General features: G+C 45.1%; 23 protein-coding genes and 1 pseudogene. 12 read left to right on the top strand and 12 right to left on the bottom strand.

The annotated features are described in order from the left end of the window. Positions 1–532: 532 nt before the first annotated feature. Positions 533–1,183: a hypothetical protein gene (locus tag G358_RS30890; RefSeq protein ID WP_019640108.1), complete on the bottom strand. Its 651-nt coding sequence runs from the start codon at positions 1,181–1,183 to the stop codon at positions 533–535. A gap of 185 nt (positions 1,184–1,368) precedes the next feature. Between G358_RS30890 and G358_RS0125565 the strand changes: the two genes are divergently transcribed. The 4 genes from G358_RS0125565 (at position 1,369) to G358_RS0125585 (ending at position 4,605) form a co-directional block, all read left to right on the top strand. Then, a complete protein-coding gene (locus G358_RS0125565) occupies positions 1,369–1,581 on the top strand; it encodes a hypothetical protein (protein ID WP_019640109.1) in 213 nt (70 codons plus the stop codon). Positions 1,582–1,605: 24 nt separating this feature from the next. Further along, a complete protein-coding gene (locus tag G358_RS0125570; protein WP_019640110.1) occupies positions 1,606–2,466 on the top strand; it encodes a sulfurtransferase in 861 nt (286 codons plus the stop codon). A gap of 480 nt (positions 2,467–2,946) precedes the next feature. Beyond that, entirely contained in the window at positions 2,947–3,552 is a 606-nt protein-coding gene (locus G358_RS31940) for a TetR/AcrR family transcriptional regulator (RefSeq protein WP_019640112.1), read from the top strand. Positions 3,553–3,603: 51 nt separating this feature from the next. Then, positions 3,604–4,605: a quinone oxidoreductase family protein gene (locus G358_RS0125585; protein ID WP_019640113.1), complete on the top strand. Its 1,002-nt coding sequence runs from the start codon at positions 3,604–3,606 to the stop codon at positions 4,603–4,605. 358 nt (positions 4,606–4,963) lie between these two features. Here G358_RS0125585 and G358_RS33270 read toward each other — a convergent pair whose 3' ends face one another. The 4 genes from G358_RS33270 to G358_RS0125615 all read right to left on the bottom strand — a co-directional run bounded on the left by G358_RS33270 (position 4,964) and on the right by G358_RS0125615 (position 10,323). Then, complete coding sequence (locus tag G358_RS33270) at positions 4,964–5,212, bottom strand: hypothetical protein (protein ID WP_157274488.1); 249 nt, start codon at positions 5,210–5,212, stop codon at positions 4,964–4,966. A 683-nt stretch (positions 5,213–5,895) separates the two neighbouring features. After that, a complete protein-coding gene (locus G358_RS30905; RefSeq protein WP_420836074.1) occupies positions 5,896–6,372 on the bottom strand; it encodes a hypothetical protein in 477 nt (158 codons plus the stop codon). Positions 6,373–6,899: 527 nt separating this feature from the next. Continuing rightward, on the bottom strand, positions 6,900–8,513 hold the full coding sequence (locus tag G358_RS0125610) for a xylulokinase (RefSeq protein ID WP_019640119.1): 1,614 nt from the start codon (positions 8,511–8,513) through the stop codon (positions 6,900–6,902). 238 nt (positions 8,514–8,751) lie between these two features. Continuing rightward, positions 8,752–10,323 (bottom strand): class I adenylate-forming enzyme family protein, encoded by a 1,572-nt coding sequence (locus G358_RS0125615; RefSeq protein WP_084662899.1) that lies wholly within the window; start codon positions 10,321–10,323, stop codon positions 8,752–8,754. Positions 10,324–10,486: 163 nt separating this feature from the next. Here G358_RS0125615 and G358_RS0125620 point away from each other — a divergent pair, with 163 nt between their 5' ends. After that, positions 10,487–11,401 carry a Nif3-like dinuclear metal center hexameric protein gene (locus tag G358_RS0125620; protein ID WP_019640121.1) on the top strand — a complete coding sequence of 305 codons (915 nt, stop codon included), beginning with the start codon at positions 10,487–10,489 and terminating at the stop codon, positions 11,399–11,401. 309 nt (positions 11,402–11,710) lie between these two features. Here the strand turns inward: G358_RS0125620 and G358_RS34660 are convergent. The 5 genes and pseudogenes from G358_RS34660 to G358_RS0125640 form a co-directional block, all read right to left on the bottom strand. Further along, positions 11,711–11,824 (bottom strand): annotated as a pseudogene (locus tag G358_RS34660) (IS3 family transposase); the annotation flags it as partial. A gap of 169 nt (positions 11,825–11,993) precedes the next feature. Continuing rightward, entirely contained in the window at positions 11,994–12,836 is an 843-nt protein-coding gene (locus G358_RS0125625) for an enoyl-CoA hydratase/isomerase family protein (protein WP_019640122.1), read from the bottom strand. A gap of 38 nt (positions 12,837–12,874) precedes the next feature. Further along, positions 12,875–13,585, bottom strand: coding sequence for an ABC transporter permease (locus G358_RS0125630; protein ID WP_019640123.1), 711 nt, complete (start codon positions 13,583–13,585; stop codon positions 12,875–12,877). 10 nt (positions 13,586–13,595) lie between these two features. Next, positions 13,596–14,519 (bottom strand): ABC transporter ATP-binding protein, encoded by a 924-nt coding sequence (locus tag G358_RS0125635; RefSeq protein ID WP_019640124.1) that lies wholly within the window; start codon positions 14,517–14,519, stop codon positions 13,596–13,598. Positions 14,520–14,592: 73 nt separating this feature from the next. Continuing rightward, positions 14,593–15,222, bottom strand: a complete 630-nt coding sequence (locus G358_RS0125640; RefSeq protein ID WP_019640125.1) for a TetR/AcrR family transcriptional regulator — start codon at positions 15,220–15,222, stop codon at positions 14,593–14,595. A gap of 700 nt (positions 15,223–15,922) precedes the next feature. Here G358_RS0125640 and G358_RS0125645 point away from each other — a divergent pair. The 4 genes from G358_RS0125645 to G358_RS0125660 all read left to right on the top strand — a co-directional run bounded on the left by G358_RS0125645 (position 15,923) and on the right by G358_RS0125660 (position 18,263). Further along, positions 15,923–16,780, top strand: a complete 858-nt coding sequence (locus tag G358_RS0125645; RefSeq protein ID WP_019640126.1) for an alpha/beta fold hydrolase — start codon at positions 15,923–15,925, stop codon at positions 16,778–16,780. A 404-nt stretch (positions 16,781–17,184) separates the two neighbouring features. Next, entirely contained in the window at positions 17,185–17,574 is a 390-nt protein-coding gene (locus G358_RS0125650) for a MarR family winged helix-turn-helix transcriptional regulator (RefSeq protein WP_084662900.1), read from the top strand. Next, positions 17,571–17,891, top strand: a complete 321-nt coding sequence (locus tag G358_RS0125655; protein ID WP_019640128.1) for a luciferase domain-containing protein — start codon at positions 17,571–17,573, stop codon at positions 17,889–17,891. Before G358_RS0125650 ends, G358_RS0125655 begins: the two co-directional genes overlap by 4 nt. 3 nt (positions 17,892–17,894) lie before the next feature. Continuing rightward, positions 17,895–18,263, top strand: coding sequence for a VOC family protein (locus G358_RS0125660; protein WP_019640129.1), 369 nt, complete (start codon positions 17,895–17,897; stop codon positions 18,261–18,263). A 176-nt stretch (positions 18,264–18,439) separates the two neighbouring features. Here the strand turns inward: G358_RS0125660 and G358_RS0125665 are convergent, their stop codons facing one another. Next, entirely contained in the window at positions 18,440–19,204 is a 765-nt protein-coding gene (locus tag G358_RS0125665; RefSeq protein ID WP_019640130.1) for an SDR family oxidoreductase, read from the bottom strand. Positions 19,205–19,903: 699 nt separating this feature from the next. Further along, complete coding sequence (locus G358_RS0125670) at positions 19,904–20,587, bottom strand: hypothetical protein (RefSeq protein ID WP_019640131.1); 684 nt, start codon at positions 20,585–20,587, stop codon at positions 19,904–19,906. 921 nt (positions 20,588–21,508) lie between these two features. Here G358_RS0125670 and G358_RS0125675 point away from each other — a divergent pair. From G358_RS0125675 to G358_RS0125685, 3 genes are all read left to right on the top strand, one after another. Beyond that, positions 21,509–22,093 carry a DoxX family membrane protein gene (locus G358_RS0125675; protein WP_019640132.1) on the top strand — a complete coding sequence of 195 codons (585 nt, stop codon included), beginning with the start codon at positions 21,509–21,511 and terminating at the stop codon, positions 22,091–22,093. A gap of 194 nt (positions 22,094–22,287) precedes the next feature. Further along, positions 22,288–22,668 carry a hypothetical protein gene (locus G358_RS0125680; RefSeq protein WP_019640133.1) on the top strand — a complete coding sequence of 127 codons (381 nt, stop codon included), beginning with the start codon at positions 22,288–22,290 and terminating at the stop codon, positions 22,666–22,668. 124 nt (positions 22,669–22,792) lie between these two features. Beyond that, on the top strand, positions 22,793–24,364 hold the full coding sequence (locus G358_RS0125685) for a hypothetical protein (protein ID WP_019640134.1): 1,572 nt from the start codon (positions 22,793–22,795) through the stop codon (positions 24,362–24,364). Positions 24,365–24,386: the final 22 nt, after the last annotated feature.

Raw genomic sequence — 24,386 nt, forward strand, 5'->3', positions numbered from 1 at the left:
GAAAGGGTATCGGCTGGCCCCAGTTCTTTGATGAGTTTACGAAGTGCCGCCGCCGAATGTGGAATGCTCCCGTAATAGCGAGGGGCTTCCCCGGTTGAATCCGCAATGGCCACCGAAATTTTTTCTTTGGATACATCTAAACCGACGAATTTTGTGATAGACTGCATAGTATCAGCTCTCCTTTGCTATGTAGCTCTGAAATGGTTGGTCTTTCCACTTTCCATTTTAACCTACGAGATGTAGCAATGTGGAGGGCTGCCTGTTTATCGTTCATCATAGCTAGAATCAACAACAGAATCCAATCTTTGTAAGGAATAATATTCTCCAAAACCGAAGTTAACGACGTGGTTTTCCAGCGTGACTGCGTGGCCATTCGTAAATACTTAGTATAGGATGCAGAAGTGTTGGATGCAGAAATCTGTAAATGTTCTGCAGGGTGAAGGACAATATAGCGTTACATAGCGGGTCGTTTTTTTAGATACGGTTTTTTAGATACGGTTTCTAAGCTAAAGCTTCGCCCTCACTCTTCAGCCTAATTCCTTCTTACTCCCCTTCTTCGCCTTCTGCCCTTAAAAAATCTTTCGCGAAACAACAAGTTCCGATACTTGAATTTGCTGAACGGATATTTGAAGGATAAGGCGATACCCTCATCCTCTATTTTGATCGCCTTCAAAGCCGCCGTATGCACCCTGCTGCGCACAAGCAGGTTCACGAGCCGTCGATTGCCGCGCCGAATCGCGATGGCCAGTTTGCAAGCAAAGGTTCTGTCGCAGGCAAGTCTGCGATATAACGGCAGCATGGCCCGGGCTATCGCCTGATGGACCTTCGGATCGAACACGAATTGCACGGTTCCCGGCGGAATTGTCGTGCCGTTGGTATACACCAGTTTTGGGAAGCCAAAATCCACAAAATAACCGATTCCGTTCGTGCCAAGGCCCTGTCTAGCCGCGTGCGGGGCTGCCGAGGCGAGCAGCCTTTTCATCAATTTCAGGTTCGCCGTGACAACCGCCCTGCTCCATAGGGTCGCAAACTTTTTGTTTGTCGCGACGGCGCTATAGAATGGCAGCATGCTGGCCGCTGTCTTTTGCAATACGCTCGCATTTACCTTGGAATTGTTGAAACTGGCGCAGCCGCACCCACACTCGCAGCCTCCGCTTCTTCCCTGCAATCTTGCCCTTCCCATAACCCTTCCTCCTTTATAGAAACGAGTCACATGGCTCCGTTTCTCGTTGCTCAAGAACACTTTTCTATAATATATGGGACAGCCGCTTGTCACGGTTGGGCGGTTGTATCTACAATAGAGAAGTCAGAAGAAATATGTATAAGCAAATAAGCAGATCACTCTGCTTGAAGGAGGTTGGATTCCGTATGCCAACGATTAGACGTCTCATCACTGAGCATGATTTACAAATGGCCATGGAGCAAGGCCTTCGGATCCGCGTCTTCCGCGACAACCATCTTATCGAATCGGGCTCAATCATTATCCGCCTTACAGATGATACTGTGATTACGCAATCCAGCGTTAGCGATCTTGCTTACCATAACCGCAGTCACTGCCAGTTTTTTGAGTTGAAAAAATAAATCGTTTGAAGGGAGAGCAATACTATGTCAAATCCACTCGTGTCCAAAAAGTGGCTTCTTGCTCGCATGTATGAGCCTAATATGGCCATCGTAGATTGCCGGTTTCAACTCGGAGCACCGGAGGCCGGCAGGACGGCTTACACCGAGTCCCATATTCCTAGGGCCATCTATCTCGACTTGGAGAGCGACCTCTCCGCTCCCATCGACGAGCATGGCGGCCGGCATCCACTGCCGGAACCGGAAACCCTAGCTAAGCGCCTCGGCCGGGCCGGCATCAACAACGACAGCGTCGTCGTAGCTTATGACGACCAGGGAGGCATGTACGCATCCAGGCTTTGGCTGCTGCTGCGCTGGCTTGGTCATGAGCAGGTGTATGTAATGGAAGAGGGATTCTCGGCATGGCAGCAAGACGGCTATCCCATAACCGCGGATCAACCGGTTGTCATCCCTTCGTCCTTCCAGCCTGCAGTACGTGATGAGTTAATCGCCGATGTAGAGGATGTCCGTAGTGCGACCAATAATCCTGATATTCTGTTGGTCGATTCCCGCGAAGCGCCGCGGTATCTAGGGCAGACCGAGCCGATCGACGCCAAGGCAGGACACATCCCCAGCGCGATCAACGCTTTTTGGAAAAACAACCTGGACGCCGAAGGGAAATGGACGTCAGAAGAGCAGCGCCGTGCCAGTTTATCCGAAGTTATCGATGCCCTAGATGCCGGCCGTGAAGTGATCGTCTACTGCGGCTCCGGCGTCAGCGCTTGCCCAAACATCGTAGCGCTTCACTCGCTCGGCTATTCCAATGTCCGGCTGTATGCCGGAAGCTGGAGCGATTGGATTAGTTACGAGGAGAATCCGGTGGCTACAGGGAAAGAAGAAAAGGCGTAGGGCCGCGTCGGACGCGGACTGGAGGGCTTTGACAGGTTATGAGCATGTGGCCTGTCTCAGTCCTCTTTGGGCTTTTCTGTCAACAGCTTGCAAACAAGGAGTCGACGAAAGTAGTTACAGGAACCCCGGAGCCAGCCATAGTGAGGCAGTCGGGTCAGGTAGTTGTTGAATGAGCGAAGAGATCAAAAGCATTATTCAGCCACAACCCCGGTAGGGTCAAAAGCGGAGCGTTTAGCTTCAAGAGAACGGATTATTTATTCTTGTTCTTCCGCCGTGATAACAAGTGACAGTCAACCGGGGCAAGGTACTTCCTCTTAATTGCGTGAACGGGGAAATCCCCTTTAGTAGTTAAGACTTTGGTAAGAGCGCTAAAGTTAACTTGGAGGGGGTTATTGTATGCTCTATGATGTTGACTTTCATTGGGAATTATTATAGCATTAAATAGTTGAGTGATCACCTACTAATCAAGGGGTTGAGAAATTGGGCAGAACAAGCGATGCAAAAGAGCGGCTGGTCGAAACGGCTGCCGAGATGTTTCCGAAATACGGTTTCCACGCGGTTGGAGTGCAACAGTTATGTAATGGAGCGGGCATAAAGCCCGGTAGCTTTTATTATTTCTTTTCGTCCAAACAAGAATTAATGGTTTGCGTGCTTGAATGGCGTTGGCAACAGACGCTAGAGTACATTTTTCAACCAATCGAAAACTCCGACTTAACTCCCGTCGATAAAATTAACGACTTTTTTAAACGTTTATTTTATATTCACGACAGTCGAAAGATGCAGGGATTACCGGTACTAGGTTGTACGTTCGGAGTGGTTGGTAGCGAGTTAGCCGTGCATGATGAGGAAGTAATCAATAAAATCTCTTATATTTTTGATCAATTTGTCGGCTATTTCGAAACATGGCTTACCGAGGCATACCGCAACAATCTTCTACAGATTCTTGAAGCGGATATTCCGAACATAGCTCGCTCGCTCCTGAGCTTCTCGGAAGGTTTATCGTTAATGGCTAGAGTCCAAAACGACGCAAATATATTCATATCACAAATGTCTTATGTTAATAACTTGATTGGGGTGAAGACATAATTTTTTTTGCTTCAAAATAGATGATCACTCAACTATAAAGGAGATGTTCAAATGAAACTTGTCCGCATTTATGAATACGGGGGTCCCGAAGTGCTGAAAATCGAGGATGCCGAGAAACCATCTGCCGGAAAAAACGAAGTCGTGATTGAAGTTCATGCGATTGGCGTTAACTATGCCGAAATTCAGCAACGCAAGGGTATATACCCATTCCCCATTTCTCTACCCAGTGTCATGGGGCAATGGGCCGTCGTTGCCGGAACCATCGTCGAAATCGGAGAAGGAGTCCAATCTCTTCATATCGGAGCGTATGTGATCGCCCAAGTACCGTCTGGTGCTTATGCCGAGTATGTCGTTGTACCTGAGTACTTGCTCGTGCCTGCCCCGCAAGGAATCAGCCCGGAGCAGGCGACCACTCTTTTAACACAAGGTCAAACGGCATTTCATACACTAATGACAGCAGGTAAAATGCAAACGGGGGAAACTGTACTCATTCATGCAGCCGCCGGTGGAGTGGGGAGTTTGGCCATTCAAATTGCAAAGGCATGCGGTGCAGGAATCGTAATTGCAACGGCGGGCTCTTCAGAAAAACGGAGTCTCACCCTCGAATTAGGAGCTGATTATGCCATCGACTATAATGACCCGGACTGGTCTAGGCAAGTAATGGACATAGCCGGATGGAAAGGGCCCGATTTGATTTTAGATTCGGCTGGCGGGGTGATTTTAGAGTCTAGTCTTAAAATTCTTGCCCCATTCGGACGCTTAGTGTACTACGGTTCCGCTTCTGCAAGATCAACTAGCTGGGACCAAGCTGAATTGGTAGACATCTTGGCGAATAAAACAATCATTGGCTTTAACATCGCCCACCTGCTTGAGAGCAATCCTAATCACGCGAAAACGGGCATCGAGTCGTTATTCAGTCTCATTGCTTCAGGCCGAGTTAAACCGATTGTGCAACATATTCTTCCACTTGAGGATGTGGCAATGGCTCATCAATTGATTGAATCGCGCCAAACGGTAGGCACACTTGTATTGAAACCAAGCAGCCTAGTTTGATTACATATCGAATTGAGGCCGCTGTGAGCAAAGATCCTGGCTTCGGGGAGTACTTTACGGCCCACCTTGGCCTGATTTTATGCGGCACTACTATTCAAAGGGTTCAACACGAAGATAACCCAATCGCGACAGGAGAGCCGAGAAGCCGCGTCGGACGCGGGTTGGAGGGCTGTGACAGGTGGTGAGCAAGTGACCTTTTGCGCCCTCTTTTGGTCTTTCTGTCAACAACTTGCAAACAAAACACCGAGGAAAGCAGTTGCAAGCGGCCTAGAGCTGCTCACAGCAGGGCGGTCGGATCAGGTTGTTGTTGACACGCTCGCACGTTTTACTTCCGGTCATCCACAAGCGGGTGAGGCGTTTATATCAGGAACGCAACCAGTAATATTTTGGCTAGATCCAAATCTCCTACATTTATCGAATTTACATCTGCCGGAAAAAATTTTCCCAACATATTGAACGCTGAATTGCTGTCCTCTTTTGAATACATTAAATCGTAGAGCATTTCGAAATTTTTTGCATACTCCTCGCTCTCAATGGTTCTATAAAAAGCAGGATCAGCATGCGGTGTTCCTATGTAAAACGTATTCCCGCCTACATCTGTTATCATAAATCTTCGATCATCTACTAAATGTTTCAATTTAGATATTCGCGGTACGGAACGAGGGATTTTCCCGATGTGTCGTTTCAATCCAACAGTGAAATCTTCATATACACGCTTTACATCGTCAACTTCGATATAGCACATCTAGGGGTTTTCATTAGGCAATATTCGATTGGTTCCATAAAAGTGCAGCTCAAGTGATTCATAACTAACCACTGCATATGGATTTGGTCGAGTGTAAATTTGAATGGTTTTGAAACCCAAGCTCTCATAAAAGGACACCTGCTCTTTGATGGATGGACACGGCAAAATCGGTTTTATTTTAAACAACTAGCCTCCTCCTTTTTCGTAATTTTGTCTTATACATCAAGCATACTGTATTATTGCAAATGATAAGGTTTGTTAAATTTATAGTATGTTAAAGTGACTGAAAGACATAAACCCGTCGTGTGCTTTAATTAAAAATTATAGCTTTAATGTTGCTCTAGCAGGTCACGGTTGTTTAGCTGGACGTACATCCGAACCATACTGATGTCGTGGTTTGGATGGCTAGTTTTTGTAAATCGGTTTTTATTAGGAGGATGAGGATGCAACAGAAACTAATAAAGGAAGCCTTAGCTTTGTTAGACATAGCCCCTTTAGACTTCAAGTCCAGATGCCAACTTCGCTCAGGATATTAACTATTTTATTCATTGCATGAGATTAAAGTAGCCGTCTTCAAGATATGCCTCGGATTCATACGGCATAACTCTAATAAAACGTTCATCTTTATAATACGAGGCAAGCAGCTCTTGAATATCTTTTGCCGTTACATTCTTTGTAAGCATTCTGGGAAAGAGAGGAATAGTGACTGCATCACCTTGATAATAGTTGCCGACTATTGGAGTGAAAATTGGAGCCGAGTCTAGCCCGGAATACAGTTGCATTTCCGGAAGATGCTTGTGGTTAAGGCCTAATGCATATTGTCTTGGAGCGTAAAGCTGCTCTCTATTTGAGTTCTGATATTCAGCTATAAGCTTCTTGCCTCCACCACTATATCCTGTAAGCGAATAACAGAACGCAGGATAATCCCTTGGCATAATTCCCTCGGCTACCAAAGGGTGTGCAGCTAAAATAAACCCTGTGGCATGACATCCAGGAACAGATACCTTGGCAGAATCCTGCAATGGTACAAATTATTTAGACATATTTGTATTTGGTCATAGAGATCAAATATTACTTGTTTCCAGGTTTGATAACCTGGGAAAAGGCGCCTCGGGAGCAGCCATTCAAAATATGAATATTATGCTTGGATTTGACGAAGGAATTGGACTGGAGTAAGAGAAACAAGTTCTTCGTTTAACTAAACGAATACGATAGCTTAATCGTGATTGTTTGCAAACAAAAACGGGAGGAAAGTGATTTCTAATCATCTTGGAAGACAACTGATGACGACTTCCTCTCACTTGTTCAGAACCATATTGCTTATTCTAAAATAAATTCAAAAAGACCGAGTGTGTAAACACCCGGCCTATACAAATCGTCAGCGCAGCCAAACAAAAGAAATAAACCGCCCCTTTGCCAGAAATGCGGTTTATTTCTGATCCTAATTTCCGAAGGCCGATTGAACGGACCGAACAGAGCTAGCCCTTACTCGTGAGAGCCACGTAAAGACAGTAAAAGGGAGCAGCCAGAAAGCCACTCCCCACCGGCTTCATTTCTTCCAATTTTCCACAAAGTGATCTACCGCTGCCTGCTCAATGGCCAGCCCTTCCGTGTAACGCTCCATAAACAAGGCAAAGCCATTTACATCTGCGCTGTCAGGATAAACCTCTTGTCCTTCTGCATCCTTGAACACTTTAGTGGCAAGATAATCAGCCAAGCCCTCGTGCTGCTCCTTATTAACCATATAAGATGCCAATATGGCCATCCCCCATGCGCCGCCCTCACCTGCCGTAGACATGACCGAAACAGGAACCTTCAGTGCTGCGGCACATATTTTTTGACCGACTAGTGGTGTTTTGAACAATCCGCCATGCGCAAAAATACGGTCAATCGTTACATGCTCCTTCTGTGTCAAAATATCCATCCCCAGCCTTAGTGCAGCAAACGCGGTAAACAGATGTACCCTCATAAAGTTAGCCAGATTGAAGCGGCTTTCTGGAGAACGCACGAACAGCGGACGACCTTTTGCAAGCCCTGTAATGTTCTCGCCTGAATAGTAGCCATAGCTCAGCAAGCCGCCGCCATCAGCGTCTGCTTCCAGCACTTTATTGAACAGGACGCTGAATAATTGGTTCATATCGGGCTTCAACCCCATTGCTTCAGAGAATTCTCGGAACAAGCCGAGCCATGCATTAATATCGCTGGAGCAGTTGTTAGCAAGAACCATGCCGACAGGGCTGCCGTCAGGTGTAGCCACGATGTCAATCTCAGGGTACACCGTGGACAAATCTTTCTCCAATACGAACATGGCAAAAATCGACGTACCTACGGAAATGTTGCCGGTACGCTTTTTGACACTATTCGTAGCGACCATGCCTGTTCCGGCATCACCCTCTGGAGGACATAGCGGAATACCTGCTTGTAGGCTGCCTGATGGATCTAATAGTCGAGCACCAGCTTCATTGAGACATCCAGTATGTTCGCCTGCAGTATAAACTTTAGGCAAAATATTTTTAAGATTCCACGGGTAGCCTTTATCGGCAATTAAATCGTCAAACTTCTTCATCATAATTTCATTATACTGCTGCGCAGATTCATCGATTGGGAACATACCGGAGGCATCCCCCAAGCCAAGAGCCTTGCTGCCAGTCAACACCCAATGAATGTAACCCGACAGTGTCGTAATATAATCTATATTGGCGACATGCTCTTCATCGTTCAAAATCGCTTGATACAAATGTGCGATGCTCCAGCGCTCTGGAATTTTAAACTGGAATTTCTCGGTTAGCTCCGATGCAGCAGTACCCGTTGTGGCATTGCGCCATGTACGGAACGGAACCAATAGCTCCCCTGCTTGATCAAGAGCAATATAGCCCTGCATCATGGCAGAGCATCCGATTGATCCGATTTTTTGCAATGTTACGCTATAATTATTCTCAACCTCTTGCTTTAATTGGCGATAGGTTTCTTGCAACCCGTTAATCACTTCATTGAGATCGTAGGTCCAATAACCGTCGATCAATTGATTTTCCCACTCATAGCTGCTGGAGCTGATTTTTTCAAAATTGTAATCAATCAGTACAGCCTTGATTCGTGTGGATCCAAATTCGATGCCAAGCGAGGTTTCTCCCCTGACTATCGCTTGTTTCATATTTTGATCCAAGATGGCGTTGCTCCCCTCTGAATTAGAAATTTAGCCGAATATGCAAAAGGGCATGATAGAGTACGGCGCACCATACCATTTATTAAGAGGAATATATTTCTATATCCCACACTAAGGAGCAAGTGTACCTCTGTCAATAGAGTAGGCACAAAGAATCGAGTGATTTATGCGGCAAGCAGATTACCGAGTAGCGGTCTGCGCGGCCTTCTTTGGGCTTATCTGTCAACAGCTTGCCATTTCAGTTTATCATGCGTGACCCCCCAAGCCAGAACTGTTTTTTAATCGCCTGTTTGTCTATTTTGCCTACGGATGTTCTAGCAAGGGTTTCGACGATTTCCAAGCGAGTAGGTATCTTGTATTCGGCTATGTGCTGGTGGCAAAAGTATTTTATATCATCCAGGGTAAGTGATGTTTGTTTTTTTAGTACGACCACGACAGTGACCTCTTCACCATCATCTGACATAGGAGTTCCTATTACAGCAATCTCAAGGATTGCTGGGTGCTTGCCTAACACTTCCTCCACTTCAGAACAGTAGACATTTGAACCACCCACTACAACCATGTCTTTCTTTCTATCCATAAGATATAAATAGCCGTCTTCATCGAATCTCCCCAAATCCCCAGAATAGAGCCACCCATCTCGTATTGTTTTGTTTGTCTCTTCTGGATTGTTCCAGTAACCGAGCATGATTTGTTCGCTTTTGCAAATAATCTCGCCTATTTCTCCTTGTTTAACATCGTCACCTGATTCATCGACTATACGTACTTCAAATGGCTTTTGACCCCATTGTACGGGGTCTGAAGGATTTCCCACGGATAAAAGCCGATGCAGCTTCCCCTCAGTAAAGCACTGGTTTATGGATAAGAAACTAATGAATTGACCGCTTTCCGTTTGTGAATATACTTCTGTTATATTGGCATTTGGAAAAACTTCACGTGCTTTATACAAGGTTCTCTCGCTGATAGGAGTACCACCACAGGATATGCCTTCAATCGATTGGATTTGTCGAGTATGTATATTTTCCATGTGGACTATATCCCTGAATAGAAGTCCAACTGTTCCTAAGAACTTTATTTGTTCCCGTTCAATAATATCCACAACCTCTGTAGCTCTCAAAGGATAAGTTTCCGGGTATATGAGACAACCGCCTTCATAAAGCGTAGACCAAAGTATAAATTGCCCTGTTAGATGCGCTTGATTAGGGACAATTGTTTTCTTCGCTGGGTTATGTCCCCCGCCTTTTGCGGGATTCATAAAAGACCAATAACTGATATTACGATGGGAATGCATCACTCCTTTGGCGCGGCCCGTTGTGCCTCCTGTGTAAATAATAAGAGCGATATCGTCAGGATCTGCTGTAAACCATTCCATCAGAGGGGGAGATTTGGAAATAAAGTGTTCTATCGATGGAGAGCCATTATCCGACTTACAAGGGATGGAGATGGTGATATTTAGCGATGAAATGCAATTTGATATTATATAATGATCAGAGTCAAATACGATAGCAGTGGGAGATGCATCATTAACGATCTGATGTATCTCATTAGACGCTAGACCAGGGAATAGCGTAACCGGAATTGCGCCGATAGCAATCACGGCGCATTCCGCAATAGCAAGGAGTGGGCAAGGATCGCTTAGAAGAGCAACCCGATCACCTGGCTGCATACCTATGCTGTATAAACCATGTGCAACACGACTCACTTGATTCAGTAATTGATCATACGTTAATTTCTCATCTTTATACTTCATGGCATAACTGTTTGGGTGCATTTGAGCAACGTGAGGTAGTATTTTTGATAGAAGCATCATATCATCCCCTTATATCCCACAGTACCTATACACTTACTATGTATTGGTAATTGTAACAGTAAAAGGGTTTGACCTACCAATATCATTTTCTTATAGCTATTAACTAAATCTCCTTATAATTGAATATATTGACATGTTTTTATATTTTACTGGGAGGGATAGTATGAACTCTTTAATCAAAATTAAATCAGAATTGGACTCCTTGTTTAGAGTAATGGAATTAGAAAAGGATCCCGGTTTCAGCAAGTTTAAACCCATGGTGTATGAGCCGATCAAATTGCAATGGGAGAACTACTTCGAAGAGGATTTCTCAAGAAGGTTTAATGGCCTCATGATCCGGGGTGCGGAGGAAGTTTCAACCGTGTTTCTTGCCGTTTTTCCAACCGATGAAGTGCTAGAACGATTCATTCAAGAATCTCGGGAAGGCGATTTATTATTCATGCATCATCCTCTATTCATGGAATGTGGCGATCCCCGAGGTAATTGGGGAAGAGGGTTTGTTCCGATTCGAGAAGATTTATTGCAACGAATTATAAACAAACGGCTGTCCGTATATACGTGCCACGCTCCAATGGATTATAACGAGTATATTGGAACAAATATGGCGATTGCTGAAGAACTTGATGCTACAATCATTGACCGTTTTGTACCCTATGCGAATGGCATGGCCGGACTAATCTGTGAGATTAATCAGACGAATACTAAACAGTTAATTGAGAAACTCCAAAAGATATTTGAGATACCTTATGTAGATTTTGAAGGCCGTGAACATCAAGAGATTCAGAAAATCGCAGTTGTTGCTGGGTGTGGCGACATGGTTGACGAAATGAAAAACGCATCTTCGATGGGCGTTCAAGCCTATATTACTGGAGAGATACATTGCCATATCGATAACGAGTACGGAAGATATAAATATAATATGATGCGAGATTACATAAAAGAAACCAGCCTTTCACTTATCGGGGTATCCCATTCCGCATCTGAGTATCTTGTTATGAGGACGCAAATGAAAAGTTGGTTTTCACGAAACTTCCCAGTAAATATTTGCTTGTTACCTCAACATAAATGGTGGCTTTGATTGTTGTTTTCAACCAACTGTCAACAGGCTGTTGCAGCGATTGCATCTCGTATATGGAGCATCGGATTGCGGCTAGAGCCGAGATTTTCTAACGGTTGCCACAGCCGTTAATCAATCGAAAATGAGCACTTCGGTGTTCTAGCGGTTGTAATCCACGTTATTTGTGCAGAATACTTCGCAGCATAATGAAAACGTTAGAATAACCGCATTTACAACCGTTAGGTTCCCAAAAGATCAAAAAATTGCGGATTAACAGCAATAGCAATCGTTATATCAGATCCGCTCCATGACGGTATCTTTTCTGAGTTATTGTGAACTGGGTTTCTTGGCTCTCCAATTGTAATAACCGCTCCGAGACACCTGAAGTACGGCGCACATCTTCTCCAAAGCGAACTCGGAGCGTTGTTCCTCTATAAACCGGAATCTTAATTCTTTAGCTTGCTGAACATGTATATACCCAGGCACTGTCCTGCAAACGACGAAAATCTGACGCGCGGTGGCCGGCGTAACATGACGGTGACTCTTTAAAACCGGCCCTGCCAGGAACGCGGTCTATTTCTGATCCTAATTTCCGAAGGCCTTTCGAACAGACCTAGCCCTTAAAGCGCTCCTTAACTTGCATAAGTCTGGAGTGAGGTCCAACCTCATCGTTAGCCATGTCATACATTTGATGAGCGAGGTGAAAGCCCAGATCATTAACAAACGCTTGTTTCCATGGGCGAGACAAGATGGAATGAGTTAAATGCCTCGTGGAGCGGGAACGCTCCATCATCATTTCTGCCAGCTCCCAGGCGCGTGGGAGAAGGCGGTCACGAGAAAGCACCTCATTGGCGATTCCCAGCTCCACCGCCGTTTTGCCATCGATTTTTTGACCGGTGTACGCATAATATGCAGCGCGCTTGATGCCAATCGTTTTTTGCAGGGTTAGTGCCATTCCATCTCCAGGTGGTGTACCTCCCAGAAAATGCGGATCAAAGAAGTCCGTATCCTCCGTGCACAGAGTAATATCGCATAGTGTTCCCAGCTCACAATGAGTGCCGGGGCCATTTATTGCGGCAATCGTCGGAATATCGATACAGAAAATCAAATTTTCGAGCAGCCTCATAGATTCATGGTACATCTTTAATTTGTCATCTGCTGTCCAATCTCTGAATTTCGTTTTCCAGACGTCAGGATTAGCTGTTTGCCATCTATCGCCTGTACCTGTAATTATCAACACTTCGTTAGCATAATCGCGTCCAATATCTATCCAGGCTTGAGACCAAACGCTATGCGCATCCCAGCTTAATTGGAAAGGTCCGCCAGCAGTGTGCAGCCTTACCTCAATAATTCCATTTTTGCGCTTCATCATTAGGAAGTCCTTATATTTCTCTGAATATACTTCGAACTGGGAAGGCTCCGTTCTCTGGAACCAGTTTGATAATTTTTCCGGCATGGGTCATCCTCCTTGAATAAATGATTTTTTTCCAAACATTACTTGTGATCCGCCCAACGCCACCAGGCCCAGGTTGCGGCAAATCCAGCAGCCCCCGTTATAGCAACAATGAGGTAACTGATAGAGGCGAGCGGAAACACGGCACTACTGCTTCCCGCAAGCTGAAGAGACGGGATATCCCAGGGTAAATAACGACCTAACTCGGTTGGCCCAGCAATCAAGGCGACCATCAACGTCGCAAATGCATACGTGATCGGCACGAGATACCCCCGTGATAGACTGGCCAAGAAAACAACAGGTCCGCATAACAGTAAATTTATCGCACTAACAATCAGTAACTGAATGTAATAATGCAGGGCCAATGTTTTTGAAAAGTCGGGGATTCCAGCTACAAAGCCAATGAATAGTGAAAAAAGAAAGGATATTTCAGCCAGGATGAGGCACCACCCAAAACTGGCTGCTACTTTCGCGGCGACGACTTTGCCTCGCGACACAGGCAGCGCAAGCAAATCCTTAAGCGTACGGTCTGCGTACTCGCGGCCGAACGCCCAACTTGTCAAAACAGCGAAGCCGACAAGCCCAAGCACAGAGGAGAACATAAACACAACATTCCCGAGATAAGTGTTCCAATCCGCTTCACCGGCACGAATCGCACACACCAAGAGGTAAAGGGCCAGCGTTCCCCACAGCACATACGAACGGACCAGCTTTTTATTTTCAACCGCGATAACTGATAAAAGTGTTTTCATCCTGCTTCATCTACTCCTTTGACGGATTTCCACTGACTGTGTTCAGAAAATAAGACTCCAGTTCCTCTTCTACGACGCTAAGCAAATAAAGTGGTATACCTGCATCAGCCAACAGCCTGGAAACGCGCTCAGGATGCCGAACAGCTCGTTCATCCAACACTTCGAGCATTCCATCCCCGGTTACACTCGCTTCATAGCCGGCTTTCGCCAATTGCTCCCCAGCCAATTTGGCAGTGCTACGGACACCGACATGCAATTTTTTTCGGCGCAGATTTTCAAATTCAAGTGTTGAAATTTCCTGAAGCAAGGTCCCTCTATGAATAATTCCAATCCGTGATGCCAGCTTGGACATTTCCTCCAAAATGTGACTGGAGATAAAAATGGTCACCCCCTCAGAAGACAACGATTTTAGCAACTCCCGGACCGCAACGATTCCTGCAGGGTCTAAAGCATTGGTCGGTTCATCCAATATCAATATTTCCGGATTATGGATAAGCGCCTTCGCCAATCCTAGCTTCTGTGCATTGCCTAATGACAAATCCTTTGCTTTGGTCTCGGCATAATCGGTTAAATTGACCTTTTCTATAACGGAATCGACCGCCTTGCGATCCTCCTTAATGCCGCGAATCTTTGCATACAGCTTTAGATTTTCCCTCACGGTAAATTCTGGATATGCATAGGGTACTTCCACTATATAGCCTACGTGGTTCCACAGATCGCCTCCCTTGGTTAATTTCTTCCCCATTAAGTACACCTCGCCTGACGTTGGCCTGATCATGCCAAGCAATATGCGAATGATCGTCGTTTTGCCTGCGCCATTCAAACCAAGAAACCCATAAATTTCTCCTTTGTTTACCGTTAAAGACACTTCATTCAAAATGGTTTTTCCGTCATATACTTTTGTTAGCCCGGCTGTACGAATCATTTCCTTCATGCTCAAAACTCCCTGTCCGTTTTAATTAACCTAACGTTCGTTGAGTTAAATGGGTGAAAAAAACGGCCTTGCATTAGGTTGACCAAAGCCGTACATAAAAATCGGTTATTTCTTGGACGGTTTTTGCTTCCAGCGTTCGTCCGTCCAGCAATTGCTGAACGATCAGGACCACGATATGGGATAAAAATTGGGATGCAGCCATCTTGAAATCCATCTGGCGAAGTACGCCTTGCTCGTGCTGCCCCGCCAAAAAATCCGCCATGGCTTCAAATGGCAAACGAGTTAACGTATCCAGTGCTTCCTTGTCGTCTTGCTCGAGCAAATTTCGATCTCGAATTAAAATCTGGAAATACTCTTTATCATGGATGATTCTTTCCGATAGGCCCTGTATCAGCTGGCATAGGATCGTCTTCAAATTTTCGTTCAGGCTAAAGGCAGCTTGAAAAAAAGCAACGAAGCCGGAAATTCTTTCTTCTTGCGCATGTTGTAGGACGGATCTTAATATTTCCAGCTTCCCCCCGGGGAAATAGTGATAGGTTAATGCTTCCGTCATGCCGATTGCTTTATTTAACTCTCTCATGGATGTGGCATGATACCCTTGATCTGCAAATAGTTGCTTGGCAATAGTTAAAATCTGCTTTTTTCGCTCGGCAGCCTGAAGATCGCGGCTGGTCGGCTTTTTTGATTTATGTGTTTGATCCATGCTTGCCTCCTCGAGTTTCACTTAACATTCGTTAAGCCAATAATAATAAAGTGAATCCCCCATGTCAAGAAGACTTTGGGAGTTATGACGAAAGTCCGATTGCGGCAGGAGAAGAGCTGGAGTTGAGTGGCCGCGGCGGACAAAGCCTGCAGCCTTGTCTTTTATCTTCAGAGCGCGGGTTGAGGGCTGGCCTGTGGCAGGTTGCCTTGTGATAGGTTGCCATGTGGCAGGCTGTGGCGGGCTGCGACGGGCTGTGGCAGGCTGTATGATTTTTCGTATAGAATATTCGAAATAAACGGCAAAAGGCACATTATATATGATACTTCATATAGATTCCCCAATTTTACCCTTTTTCGGCCAATTCTGCATGATAATTCATACTCAATCGCACAAAGCGTCAAGGTCAAGTTAAATCTCGGCATGGTCATCTATTGTCAGAAATCCGTATGGTAAATTTGCAGGGCAACCGCATATATCACTCAGACGACCCGCGCAAATATGTGACACCAACGCATACAACGCTCATTTTTTTCCTGGAACCTGTATTTGCGGCTATATTCGCTTATTTTTCAAACATGAACTTTTGCGGTAAGTATGCCTTAGCAGCAATCACTCTCCGAATCTAGCCTTTTGTTGATTTCTCGTTCCAATCCATGTATCTTTATTTCAACAAATTCAATATCCAGGAGATGTTGATCCTATGAACCGGGAAATTAGTATATTTAAGTCTGGTGAAACTGCGTTAGAATATTCAGTTATCGGAAAGGGATTCCCTGTATTGTTGTTTCATGGCGGCCATTCGAGTTGTCATGAGGAGTTTGGCTATCAGAGGTTGCTGGACGATGGCTATTCCATTATCACCCCTTCCCGTGCGGGATACGGCCATTCTTCCCCCATTACGGACTTGGAGCAGGCCTGTCGTCTCTATAAATCATTATTGGATCATCTGACCATCGACAAAGTTCATGTTATCGCGGTTTCCGCAGGAGGCCCTACCGGAATCGTGTTTTGTTCCATGTTCCCTGAAGGGATTTCCAGTTTCACGCTTCAATGTGCGGTCACGAAACCCTGGCTTGCACCTGAGGATACAGAGTTCAAAATGGCAAGTCGTCTTTTCAAACCGGAAAATGAAAAAAGAACTTGGAAGGTCCTTGCGGCGATGAATAACCTATTTCCTAAACTTACATTCAGGATGATGGCATCTTCTTTCTCTAAACTTTCTTATTCTGAAGTTCAGAAGCGGCTTGACGACCACTACGCTGATGCGTTTCGTAGAATGAACAATCGGCAGCGCTCTTATTCGGGTTTCTTTATTGACTTGGAACAATCCCAATGTGATTATTCTAAGGAACTGGCAGCCATTCAAGCGCCAACGTTGATCATGCACAGTCAAAACGATAGCTCGGTACCCCTAAGTCATCCGGAAAACGCAAAAGCACTCATCCCCCATTCGGAACTATGCCTGCTTGATTCATGGGGGCATCTCTTATGGATTGGGAAGCACTCTGAAGAGTATGATCAAGCTCTTGTTTCTTTTTTATCGCGGCAGCACGGCTAGAGGCTATCACAGGTTCACCCGGCTGTGGTGAATGAAATAATTTAATCAATTTGGCAAACTAATAGTTGCAATAACCACCTATTTAACTTACACTGTAATTAGTTGCAATAGCACCCTATTGAACATACACCACAACTAGCTATAATAACACCCATAGAACATTCCCTCGAACTAGCTGCAATAACACCCTATTAAACATTCACTCCAACTAGCTGTAATAACATCCTATTGAACATAAAACCCAACTAATTGCATTAACTTCCTAATTCAACACACACCCCAATTAGTTGCAATAACAACCTAATGAAGGAGGAGCTAAACTGAGCGAACATTGGAAAATACATTCGAATGGTAAGGACACCACGGAATCGCATGGTCATTACATCTCCGCTATTTATCGTCATATGCAGATTTTGATCTCAAGTGAGCTGGAGCCGTACCGGATCGGGGCTGGGCAGTACATTTTTCTCATGGCTATCGCATCCCGGCAGCCGACTACACAAAAGGCGCTTAGCGAGAAGCTGCTCATTGACAAGACGACGACTGCAAAGGCAATTGCAAAGTTGGAAGCAGCAGGATATGTGCGAAGAGAAGCCGATCCCGTCGATAATCGCTATCACCTGTTATTTTTAACAGATTCGGGACGCAAGGTGGTGCCGAAAGTGCAGGAAGCACTGGGACGCGTGAAGAGCAAAACCCGTAAGGGCATAACTGACGAGGAATATGACTTGTTGTTGGGCCTGCTGAAGATCGTGCTTTACAATCTTAGCGAACAGGGGGAGATGCCAGAATGAACGCTAACGGAGGGGAGCGGTTAACCGAAGAGCTGCTTTCTTGGGCGGGGGTAACAATCCATCCTCATCGTTTTGGAGGCGTGGAGTTTCAGTACAGTCACAAGGAGATTGGACATCTTCATGGCGTTTTTCTGTTTGATCTATCCGTAACGAAGTCAGAGCACGACCGATGGATTGAAGAAGGAAAAGCTAGTGTCCATCATATGTATCCCCATTCAAATTGGCTGTCCGTGTATTTAAATACTGGACTGGATGTTGATCACGCGATTGAAATCGCTCGTTCCAAGTACGATCAAATGATCCTGAGGAGGGTGTAAGTCATGCTGGCATTACCGTTTATCGCAGTGGATAACTGCAAAGACGAAATCAAGCACTATCAAAGCATTTTTGGCGGCAGAATTGAGATTTTGCGCAAGCAGGGAGAAGAGGTGCTTAATGCGGATTTGCATGTGGAAGGGGCTACGCTGAAGTTTGCCGACACGCAGTCGTCAAAACCGGAGCAGATAGGCGATTACGTAAGAGTATTTCTAAAAATGGATACGCAAGAGAAGTTCCATAGAATCTTTGACGGATTAGCTGTCGGCGGGACGATCATTGCTGAAGCATACGAAGCACCGTTTAACGGACTGCTGGCCATTGTGACCGACCGTAACGGCGTATGCTGGGTGTTATCCTACTATCGAAGCTAACAGGAACGAATTTGTGGGCAAAAGCGATGCTCAAGCGCTGTCTCGAAAGATGCTTGTCAGCCGGTTGGCAGTGTCGACTTATCTACATTTCTTGGCGAAAAAAGTTTTATTCAAAAAAAAGACGCTGCCTTTCAGCAAAGTAATCTGCTGTTGGGGCAGCGTCTTTAGTAATTAAGTTATAAGTGTGATCCTCCACTTGTGTCGATGCATTGGCCGGTGATCCAACGGCTTTCCGGGGAGGCTAGAAATGCTGCAACATCTGCAATATCTAACGGTTCTCCCCATCTTCCGAAAATCGAATATTCGGCACCGAATTTATTAGCAGAAGGATCCTGCAACATTGCTGAGTTCATGTCCGTGGCAACGAATCCAGGCTGTATGGCATTGATTGTAATCCCGCGAGGTCCTAGTTGATTGGATAATGCTAGTGTGAGCGTGTTAATTGCTCCCTTGCTCATGCTATAAGCAGGAATGCCAGGCAGGGAAATTCTTGTTACAGCGGATGACAGGTTAATAATTCGCCCTTCGTCCCGCAAACGCTGAAGAGCTTGCTGGATCAGAAAAAACGGTACTTTCACATTAATCTGCATGATTTCATCAAAGGCTTGTTCCGTAGTCTCTTCAATGGATGCCGGCAAGCCGATCCCAGCGTTATTTACAAGAATGTCAAAGTGATTGTTCCCCGTGCGGCTATATAACGCTTCATCCAATGTCTCATAAAGAGCCGTCACACTATCTGCTGAGCCAAGTTCCCTTCCCAGGGTGAATGCCTCCCCTCCATTGTGCTCAATCTCGCGAACGACTTCTTCTGCGAAATCCCGATTTTTGCCATAATGTACAGCTACTAAAGCGCCTTCTTGCCCCAAACGCAGCGCGATAGCACGTCCAATCCCCCGGCTCGCTCCTGTAACAAGAGCAACCTTTCCACTTAGTTTTTTCATATTTTATCAGCTCCTCCTCTTATTTCATTTTCAGTTATAGCACAGCAGGGATTTCGAAATGTTGCTCCTATATTCCCATGCTCTAGTACAGTAAGAGGAGGTTTGACGGACTCAACGTATATAGTAAATGTCGGGAATTATAGTAAAGCCGGAAATCCGCATCAGACGGAAATTTTGACGCTTTGACAAGTCATTGATCGGCAGGCTGTTGCGGTTCCATTTGGACTTTTCTTTCAACGGCTTGCAAACAAAACCTTCAGAAGGTGGGGTCATGGAGTCCAAAATCGACGGATACAGGGTTAAGATCAGACGTATCAACGGTCAAGTCGGCTGCTGACAAACCTCATATGACACACGCATTATCCACCTGCTTACCTGTTGATCTGTGCCCATCTGTTGATCTGTATGATTTTTCGTATACAATTTTCGAAATAAACACTAAACGGTAAATTCTATCTGATTTTTCATACAGATTCATCCTTTTTGCCTGCTCAGCGTAGATTCTATATGAATTTTCATACACAATCACACGATGACTATCGAGTCTTTCGAGTCTTTCGAGTCTTTCGAATCTATCGAGTCTATCGAGTCTATCGATCAATTGATCAATTTGAATCAAGCAAATCAAGCGAATCAATTCAATCAAGCAATTCAATTGATTCAATCAAGCGAATCAAGCGAATCCATCAAACCCGGCGCTCAAACCAAATCCGGACTTTGGATGGAACCGACATATTCGTAGTAGATGACCCGCCCAGACACTCCTCTTGCTACGGCTCTAAACTTTCCCTTCTCCACTAATAAGCGGCAATATTTAATGACCGTCATCGTGTGCAATTCCAGTTCCCTTGCCGCCTCGGTTGGGCGAATGACACGATTGTGGCGAATTGCTGCCCGCATTAAATCTCGTTCGATTTTGGAATAAGATCTAGCAACGGTTCTTTTAACACCAAACTCCGCCGCCAGATATGGGGATAGAGAATTCCGCAATGCAGAAAGGATGAACGAAGGATTTTCCTTCAACTCATCCAAAGAGATGTAGTAGACCGAACAGTCTTGGGCTTGAAGAAAAAGTCCCCGGTTTAAATCTCTTCGATACTTGGTTCGGTCCGTACCGTGGGAGCCAAAGTCCATAATTTCAAAAATAATACGTATCGACCCTATAACCCACATAAAATCCACAAAATAGAGTCGTCCCCGCCAGTCCCTAACTTCATATTCAGGATGCAATCCATGAAAATGTCCAACCAACGGCCACCATATTTGCTCAACGAACAAACGATTTCCATAACCATGACCGCGTTTTAGAGCATCAAGACGCTCCCCTCTTCTTCGTCTATAATGACCGCTTAGCCATTTATCCTGTTCTACTTGGAAACTCATTTCCTGCCTCCCGCCTTCACATTTTCGTTCTAACAGACATAAAAAAGCCCGACTCCTCTCCGGTATAGAAAGGAAGCCGGGCATGCTTTGCCGCTGAGCTGCTATATGATATTCATAGTGTGCCACAAAGTTTCAGGGAGTGCAACAAGATAAGGGAACCGATGCAGCGCCTATTGTTCCGTACATTTGAAATTTGCTTGCCGCGTTGGGCACAGGTTTGTGGCTGTGATTTGGTTGCCTGTTAGTAGGCTTTTGCAGCCCTCTTTGGTTTTTTTTGTGCCTCGCTTCCACAAATCTAGTGAGCTTCATTGATCTGTATGATTTTTCGCATACAATTATCGAAATAAACGCTAAATGATAAATTCTATTTGATTTTTCATACAGATTCGCCCATTTTTCCTTTTCAACGTAAATTCTATATGAATTTTCATACACAATCACACGATGACTTTCGAGTCTTTCGAGTCTTTCGAGTCTTTCGAGACTTTCGAATCTATCGAGTTTTTCGAGTTTTTCGAATCTTTCGAGTCTTTCGAGTCTTTCGAGACTTTCGAGACTTTCGAATCAATTGAATCAAGCAAATCAAGAAATCAATCGAATCCATCAAACCCAGCGCTCAAACCAAATCTGGACTTTGGATGGAACCGACATATTCGTAGTAGACAGCGCCCCCTCTTCTTCATCTTAGACGATCGCTTATCCATTTATCCTGTCCTGTTCTACTTGGAAACTCATTTCCTGCCTCCCGCCTTCGGCAAGGCATTAAACTATATTGCCCCGCGCTCTGTATCGAACGAATAAATCCCATCTTTATTCCTATGATGAACCATAGTATCCATCATTCTCCTTTTCTGTTTGCTGCAAATGTTATACGATAAAACTTGAATGATTAAAAATTGAAATAATGAGGAGGATGATGAAATGACAATTAAAGAAGAATTAAAGGGTAAGAACATCCTTGTTCCAGAAAATCCGGTATCTAATTTTTTGTTCAATAACACTAGGTCGGCTCTATTGTGGTTAGTGATTCGGTTATATTTAGGCTATGCCTGGTTAAACGCAGGATGGCACAAAGTAACAAGCGATCAATGGGTAGGCAGCGATGCGGGTGCAGCGCTGACGGGATTCGTTAAAGGGGCGATGGGCAAAGCGGCGGAAGGCAAGGACGTCACGGGGTGGTATGCGACATTTTTGGAAAATATGGTCCTGCCCAATGCGACGCTGTTCTCCTACTTCGTTGCTTTTGGTGAAGTGCTCGTGGGCCTAGGCCTGATTCTTGGCTTACTGACGGGTATCGCCGCCTTCTTCGGCGCCTTCATGAACGCAAGCTTTCTGTTCGCTGGAACTTTGAGTACAAATCCGCTGTTGTTCATACTCGCGACCTGGATTGTACTGGCCTGGAAGGTGGCTGGATGGTACGGGCTGGATAGATGGGCGCTGCCTCTTCTCGGGACACCGTGGAGCAACCGTCACCGCAATAAGAGCAAGCAATCGGCTTCAACCTAAGTTAGGTACGACGGTACGACGGTAGCTGGGTCTAACTTTATCGATCATTGAATTATGATGTTTGCGGGCTGTAGCAGGCTGTCAATTGGCGGTCTCTGCAGCCTTTTTTGTGTTTTCCAAATATTAACTAACGTCGATGATTTTCCGATATATTCTAAAGAGCTCCAAATTATTCGAGGAAGAAGGAATTAAAAATGAATTTACAGCCCTTATCATTTTCTGCGAATGCCAACCAGGCTAAATCGTCATCCAGAATGGAACAGCTGATGCAAATAGCCCAAAGCGGCGCATCAGATGCTGAGAAAAAAATGATGGTCAAAAATATGCAAAAGCAAATGGAAGGCGAGAATATGAATACCCTATTGGCTCATATTCCGGAAATAAAAGACAATGCGAAACCTCAACAGAAAGAAGCTCAATCGGGAAGCGAAGAAACGACGAACGAGCATGGAGATACGGTCGAAATTTCGCAAGCCGCCATGCAGCATTATGAACAGGCTGAAATGAGCGGCGCTGCTTCAGGGGGATCGCCGGCTGCCGCTCCCTCTGCTGTATCTCATGGCGCAGCAGAGTAAAGCCTTTTCCCGCAGCCCTAGCCAAATGAGTCCGGCTATAGAAAAACCCGTTTTTAGCGGGATTTTTCTAACATAAATGTAAAAGCTGACTGCTTCAAACCTATTTTATTTAGGAGGGATGTTTGTGGCATTATATAGGGTCTTAAAAAGCGGGTTAATAATACTTGGCCTGCAGCTTTGTATATTACTTGTTACGTATATTCCTTCTGCTAATGCAGAAGCCGAGGATGCAGCCCTAACCAAAACATTTTCGGAATCAGAGCGTGTGCGATACGAGGTCAGATTTGATTTTACTTACACGGACAACAATAAGCTGCAAACAAAAGCCGAAGTCATGCAAACAAGCTTTGACACGGGCGAAACAATTACTCATACATACCATTTCGAGGATTCTTCATTAAATCCGGAGCATCGGATAGAGCCCCGCAAAGAGGACGGTTCCATTGCCTTAACGCCTGCGGGATTGAAAGCTTATGCTTTAATCCATGATTACGCATCTAAGAGCAGCATCATTTATGAATTAGACCTGACAACGAAGCAGCTCACTAAAATTGCCGACATTCAAGGCTTAAGCGTCCGGTTGTACGCTTCTTTAGGCCTATACGAAACCTATGCAAACCCGCCTTATAGTAATGAACTGCCAAACATTAAAGAGCACCAGCTGTACTCCATTCCTGAAAACAAGCCCATTTTGCCGGAAGGAAACTACAGCTTCATTGAACCAATTCCGGTTCAAAAACTGAACTGCGCCCCAGTCTGCCAGTCCAGTGACTATATCGTTGAAGGGAAAGCTGCGGCAGCTAAAGGAGCTGCCACGACTTATTTGCTGTCCTATGGAGGCAAAATGAACCCTGTTACGCTTCATCATCAGTTCCAATATTCCGACAAGACCTACTCCCTGGCGCTTGCCAATCAGAACGGCAAGCTGCTGCTGACGCATCAGCATATTGGCTCGGAGCGGGAATCGTCAACGCTGACATGGATAAAAGGAAACTCAAAAAAAGTTTTACTCGATGTCAAAGGCTACATTAATAACTTTAAAACTCCAAGCTTCTCGCCAAGCGGCCGCTATATGATCGTCGCCAATGAAATACGCGGCAAGCAGTTGGCGTATGCAGACTCGGCCTTTTACGTTTTCGATACGAGCACTATGGAGCTGGTTCACAAAATCAAGCCGCAATACAAGCTATACTTGCTCCATTTAAAATGGTACAATGACCGGTTAATCAGGCTGGAGTACGCCACGTCCTCTCCGGATTCATATCCTGATTTTTTCTATGACATTCCTACAGGAACAGCTACCGTTTCCCGCTCGTTCTATAAACACCAGGAAAGCTTCAAAACCAATTCTCCGTATTGGGACAATTTTAATTATAATGGCCTGATCACATTGGACCTGCCGGTTTCAATTTTGGTGGATAATGAGCCCGTTCGCTACAGCGGCCAGGGGGCGATTTACGACGAGAACGCGGTAATCATTCCGATTGAAGACTTCGCTAAACAACAGGAGATGACGGTTCAAATACAGCAGAACGGACTGAAGCTTACTAAAGGCAATTTACAAACTGAAATCTCATACCAGAAAGCTGTGAAAAAAGGGGATACCTGGTTTGTACCCGTTAGGGAGCTGCTCCCCTTAGGTTATAAATTAGAATCGTCTTCTAAATCGGTTGTAAAGCTGGCTTCGGTCAAATGATGGGTAAAATTATAATTATCAC

This window comes from Paenibacillus fonticola DSM 21315, from assembly GCF_000381905.1.
GTDB classification, from domain to species: domain Bacteria; phylum Bacillota; class Bacilli; order Paenibacillales; family Paenibacillaceae; genus Fontibacillus; species Fontibacillus fonticola.

Bases quoted from the DNA above. Each gene is read 5' to 3' on its own strand.
- G358_RS30890 (WP_019640108.1), bottom strand. From the start codon at position 1,183: ATGGGAAGGGCAAGATTGCAGGGAAGAAGCGGAGGCTGCGAGTGTGGG.
- G358_RS0125565 (WP_019640109.1), top strand. From the start codon at position 1,369: ATGCCAACGATTAGACGTCTCATCACTGAGCATGATTTACAAATGGCC.
- G358_RS0125570 (WP_019640110.1), top strand. From the start codon at position 1,606: ATGTCAAATCCACTCGTGTCCAAAAAGTGGCTTCTTGCTCGCATGTAT.
- G358_RS0125585 (WP_019640113.1), top strand. From the start codon at position 3,604: ATGAAACTTGTCCGCATTTATGAATACGGGGGTCCCGAAGTGCTGAAA.
- G358_RS33270 (WP_157274488.1), bottom strand. From the start codon at position 5,212: ATGATAACAGATGTAGGCGGGAATACGTTTTACATAGGAACACCGCAT.
- G358_RS0125615 (WP_084662899.1), bottom strand. From the start codon at position 10,323: ATGATGCTTCTATCAAAAATACTACCTCACGTTGCTCAAATGCACCCA.
- G358_RS0125620 (WP_019640121.1), top strand. From the start codon at position 10,487: ATGAACTCTTTAATCAAAATTAAATCAGAATTGGACTCCTTGTTTAGA.
- G358_RS0125625 (WP_019640122.1), bottom strand. From the start codon at position 12,836: ATGCCGGAAAAATTATCAAACTGGTTCCAGAGAACGGAGCCTTCCCAG.
- G358_RS0125630 (WP_019640123.1), bottom strand. From the start codon at position 13,585: ATGAAAACACTTTTATCAGTTATCGCGGTTGAAAATAAAAAGCTGGTC.
- G358_RS0125635 (WP_019640124.1), bottom strand. From the start codon at position 14,519: ATGAAGGAAATGATTCGTACAGCCGGGCTAACAAAAGTATATGACGGA.
- G358_RS0125640 (WP_019640125.1), bottom strand. From the start codon at position 15,222: ATGGATCAAACACATAAATCAAAAAAGCCGACCAGCCGCGATCTTCAG.
- G358_RS0125645 (WP_019640126.1), top strand. From the start codon at position 15,923: ATGAACCGGGAAATTAGTATATTTAAGTCTGGTGAAACTGCGTTAGAA.
- G358_RS0125650 (WP_084662900.1), top strand. From the start codon at position 17,185: ATGCAGATTTTGATCTCAAGTGAGCTGGAGCCGTACCGGATCGGGGCT.
- G358_RS0125655 (WP_019640128.1), top strand. From the start codon at position 17,571: ATGAACGCTAACGGAGGGGAGCGGTTAACCGAAGAGCTGCTTTCTTGG.
- G358_RS0125660 (WP_019640129.1), top strand. From the start codon at position 17,895: ATGCTGGCATTACCGTTTATCGCAGTGGATAACTGCAAAGACGAAATC.
- G358_RS0125665 (WP_019640130.1), bottom strand. From the start codon at position 19,204: ATGAAAAAACTAAGTGGAAAGGTTGCTCTTGTTACAGGAGCGAGCCGG.
- G358_RS0125670 (WP_019640131.1), bottom strand. From the start codon at position 20,587: ATGAGTTTCCAAGTAGAACAGGATAAATGGCTAAGCGGTCATTATAGA.
- G358_RS0125675 (WP_019640132.1), top strand. From the start codon at position 21,509: ATGACAATTAAAGAAGAATTAAAGGGTAAGAACATCCTTGTTCCAGAA.
- G358_RS0125680 (WP_019640133.1), top strand. From the start codon at position 22,288: ATGAATTTACAGCCCTTATCATTTTCTGCGAATGCCAACCAGGCTAAA.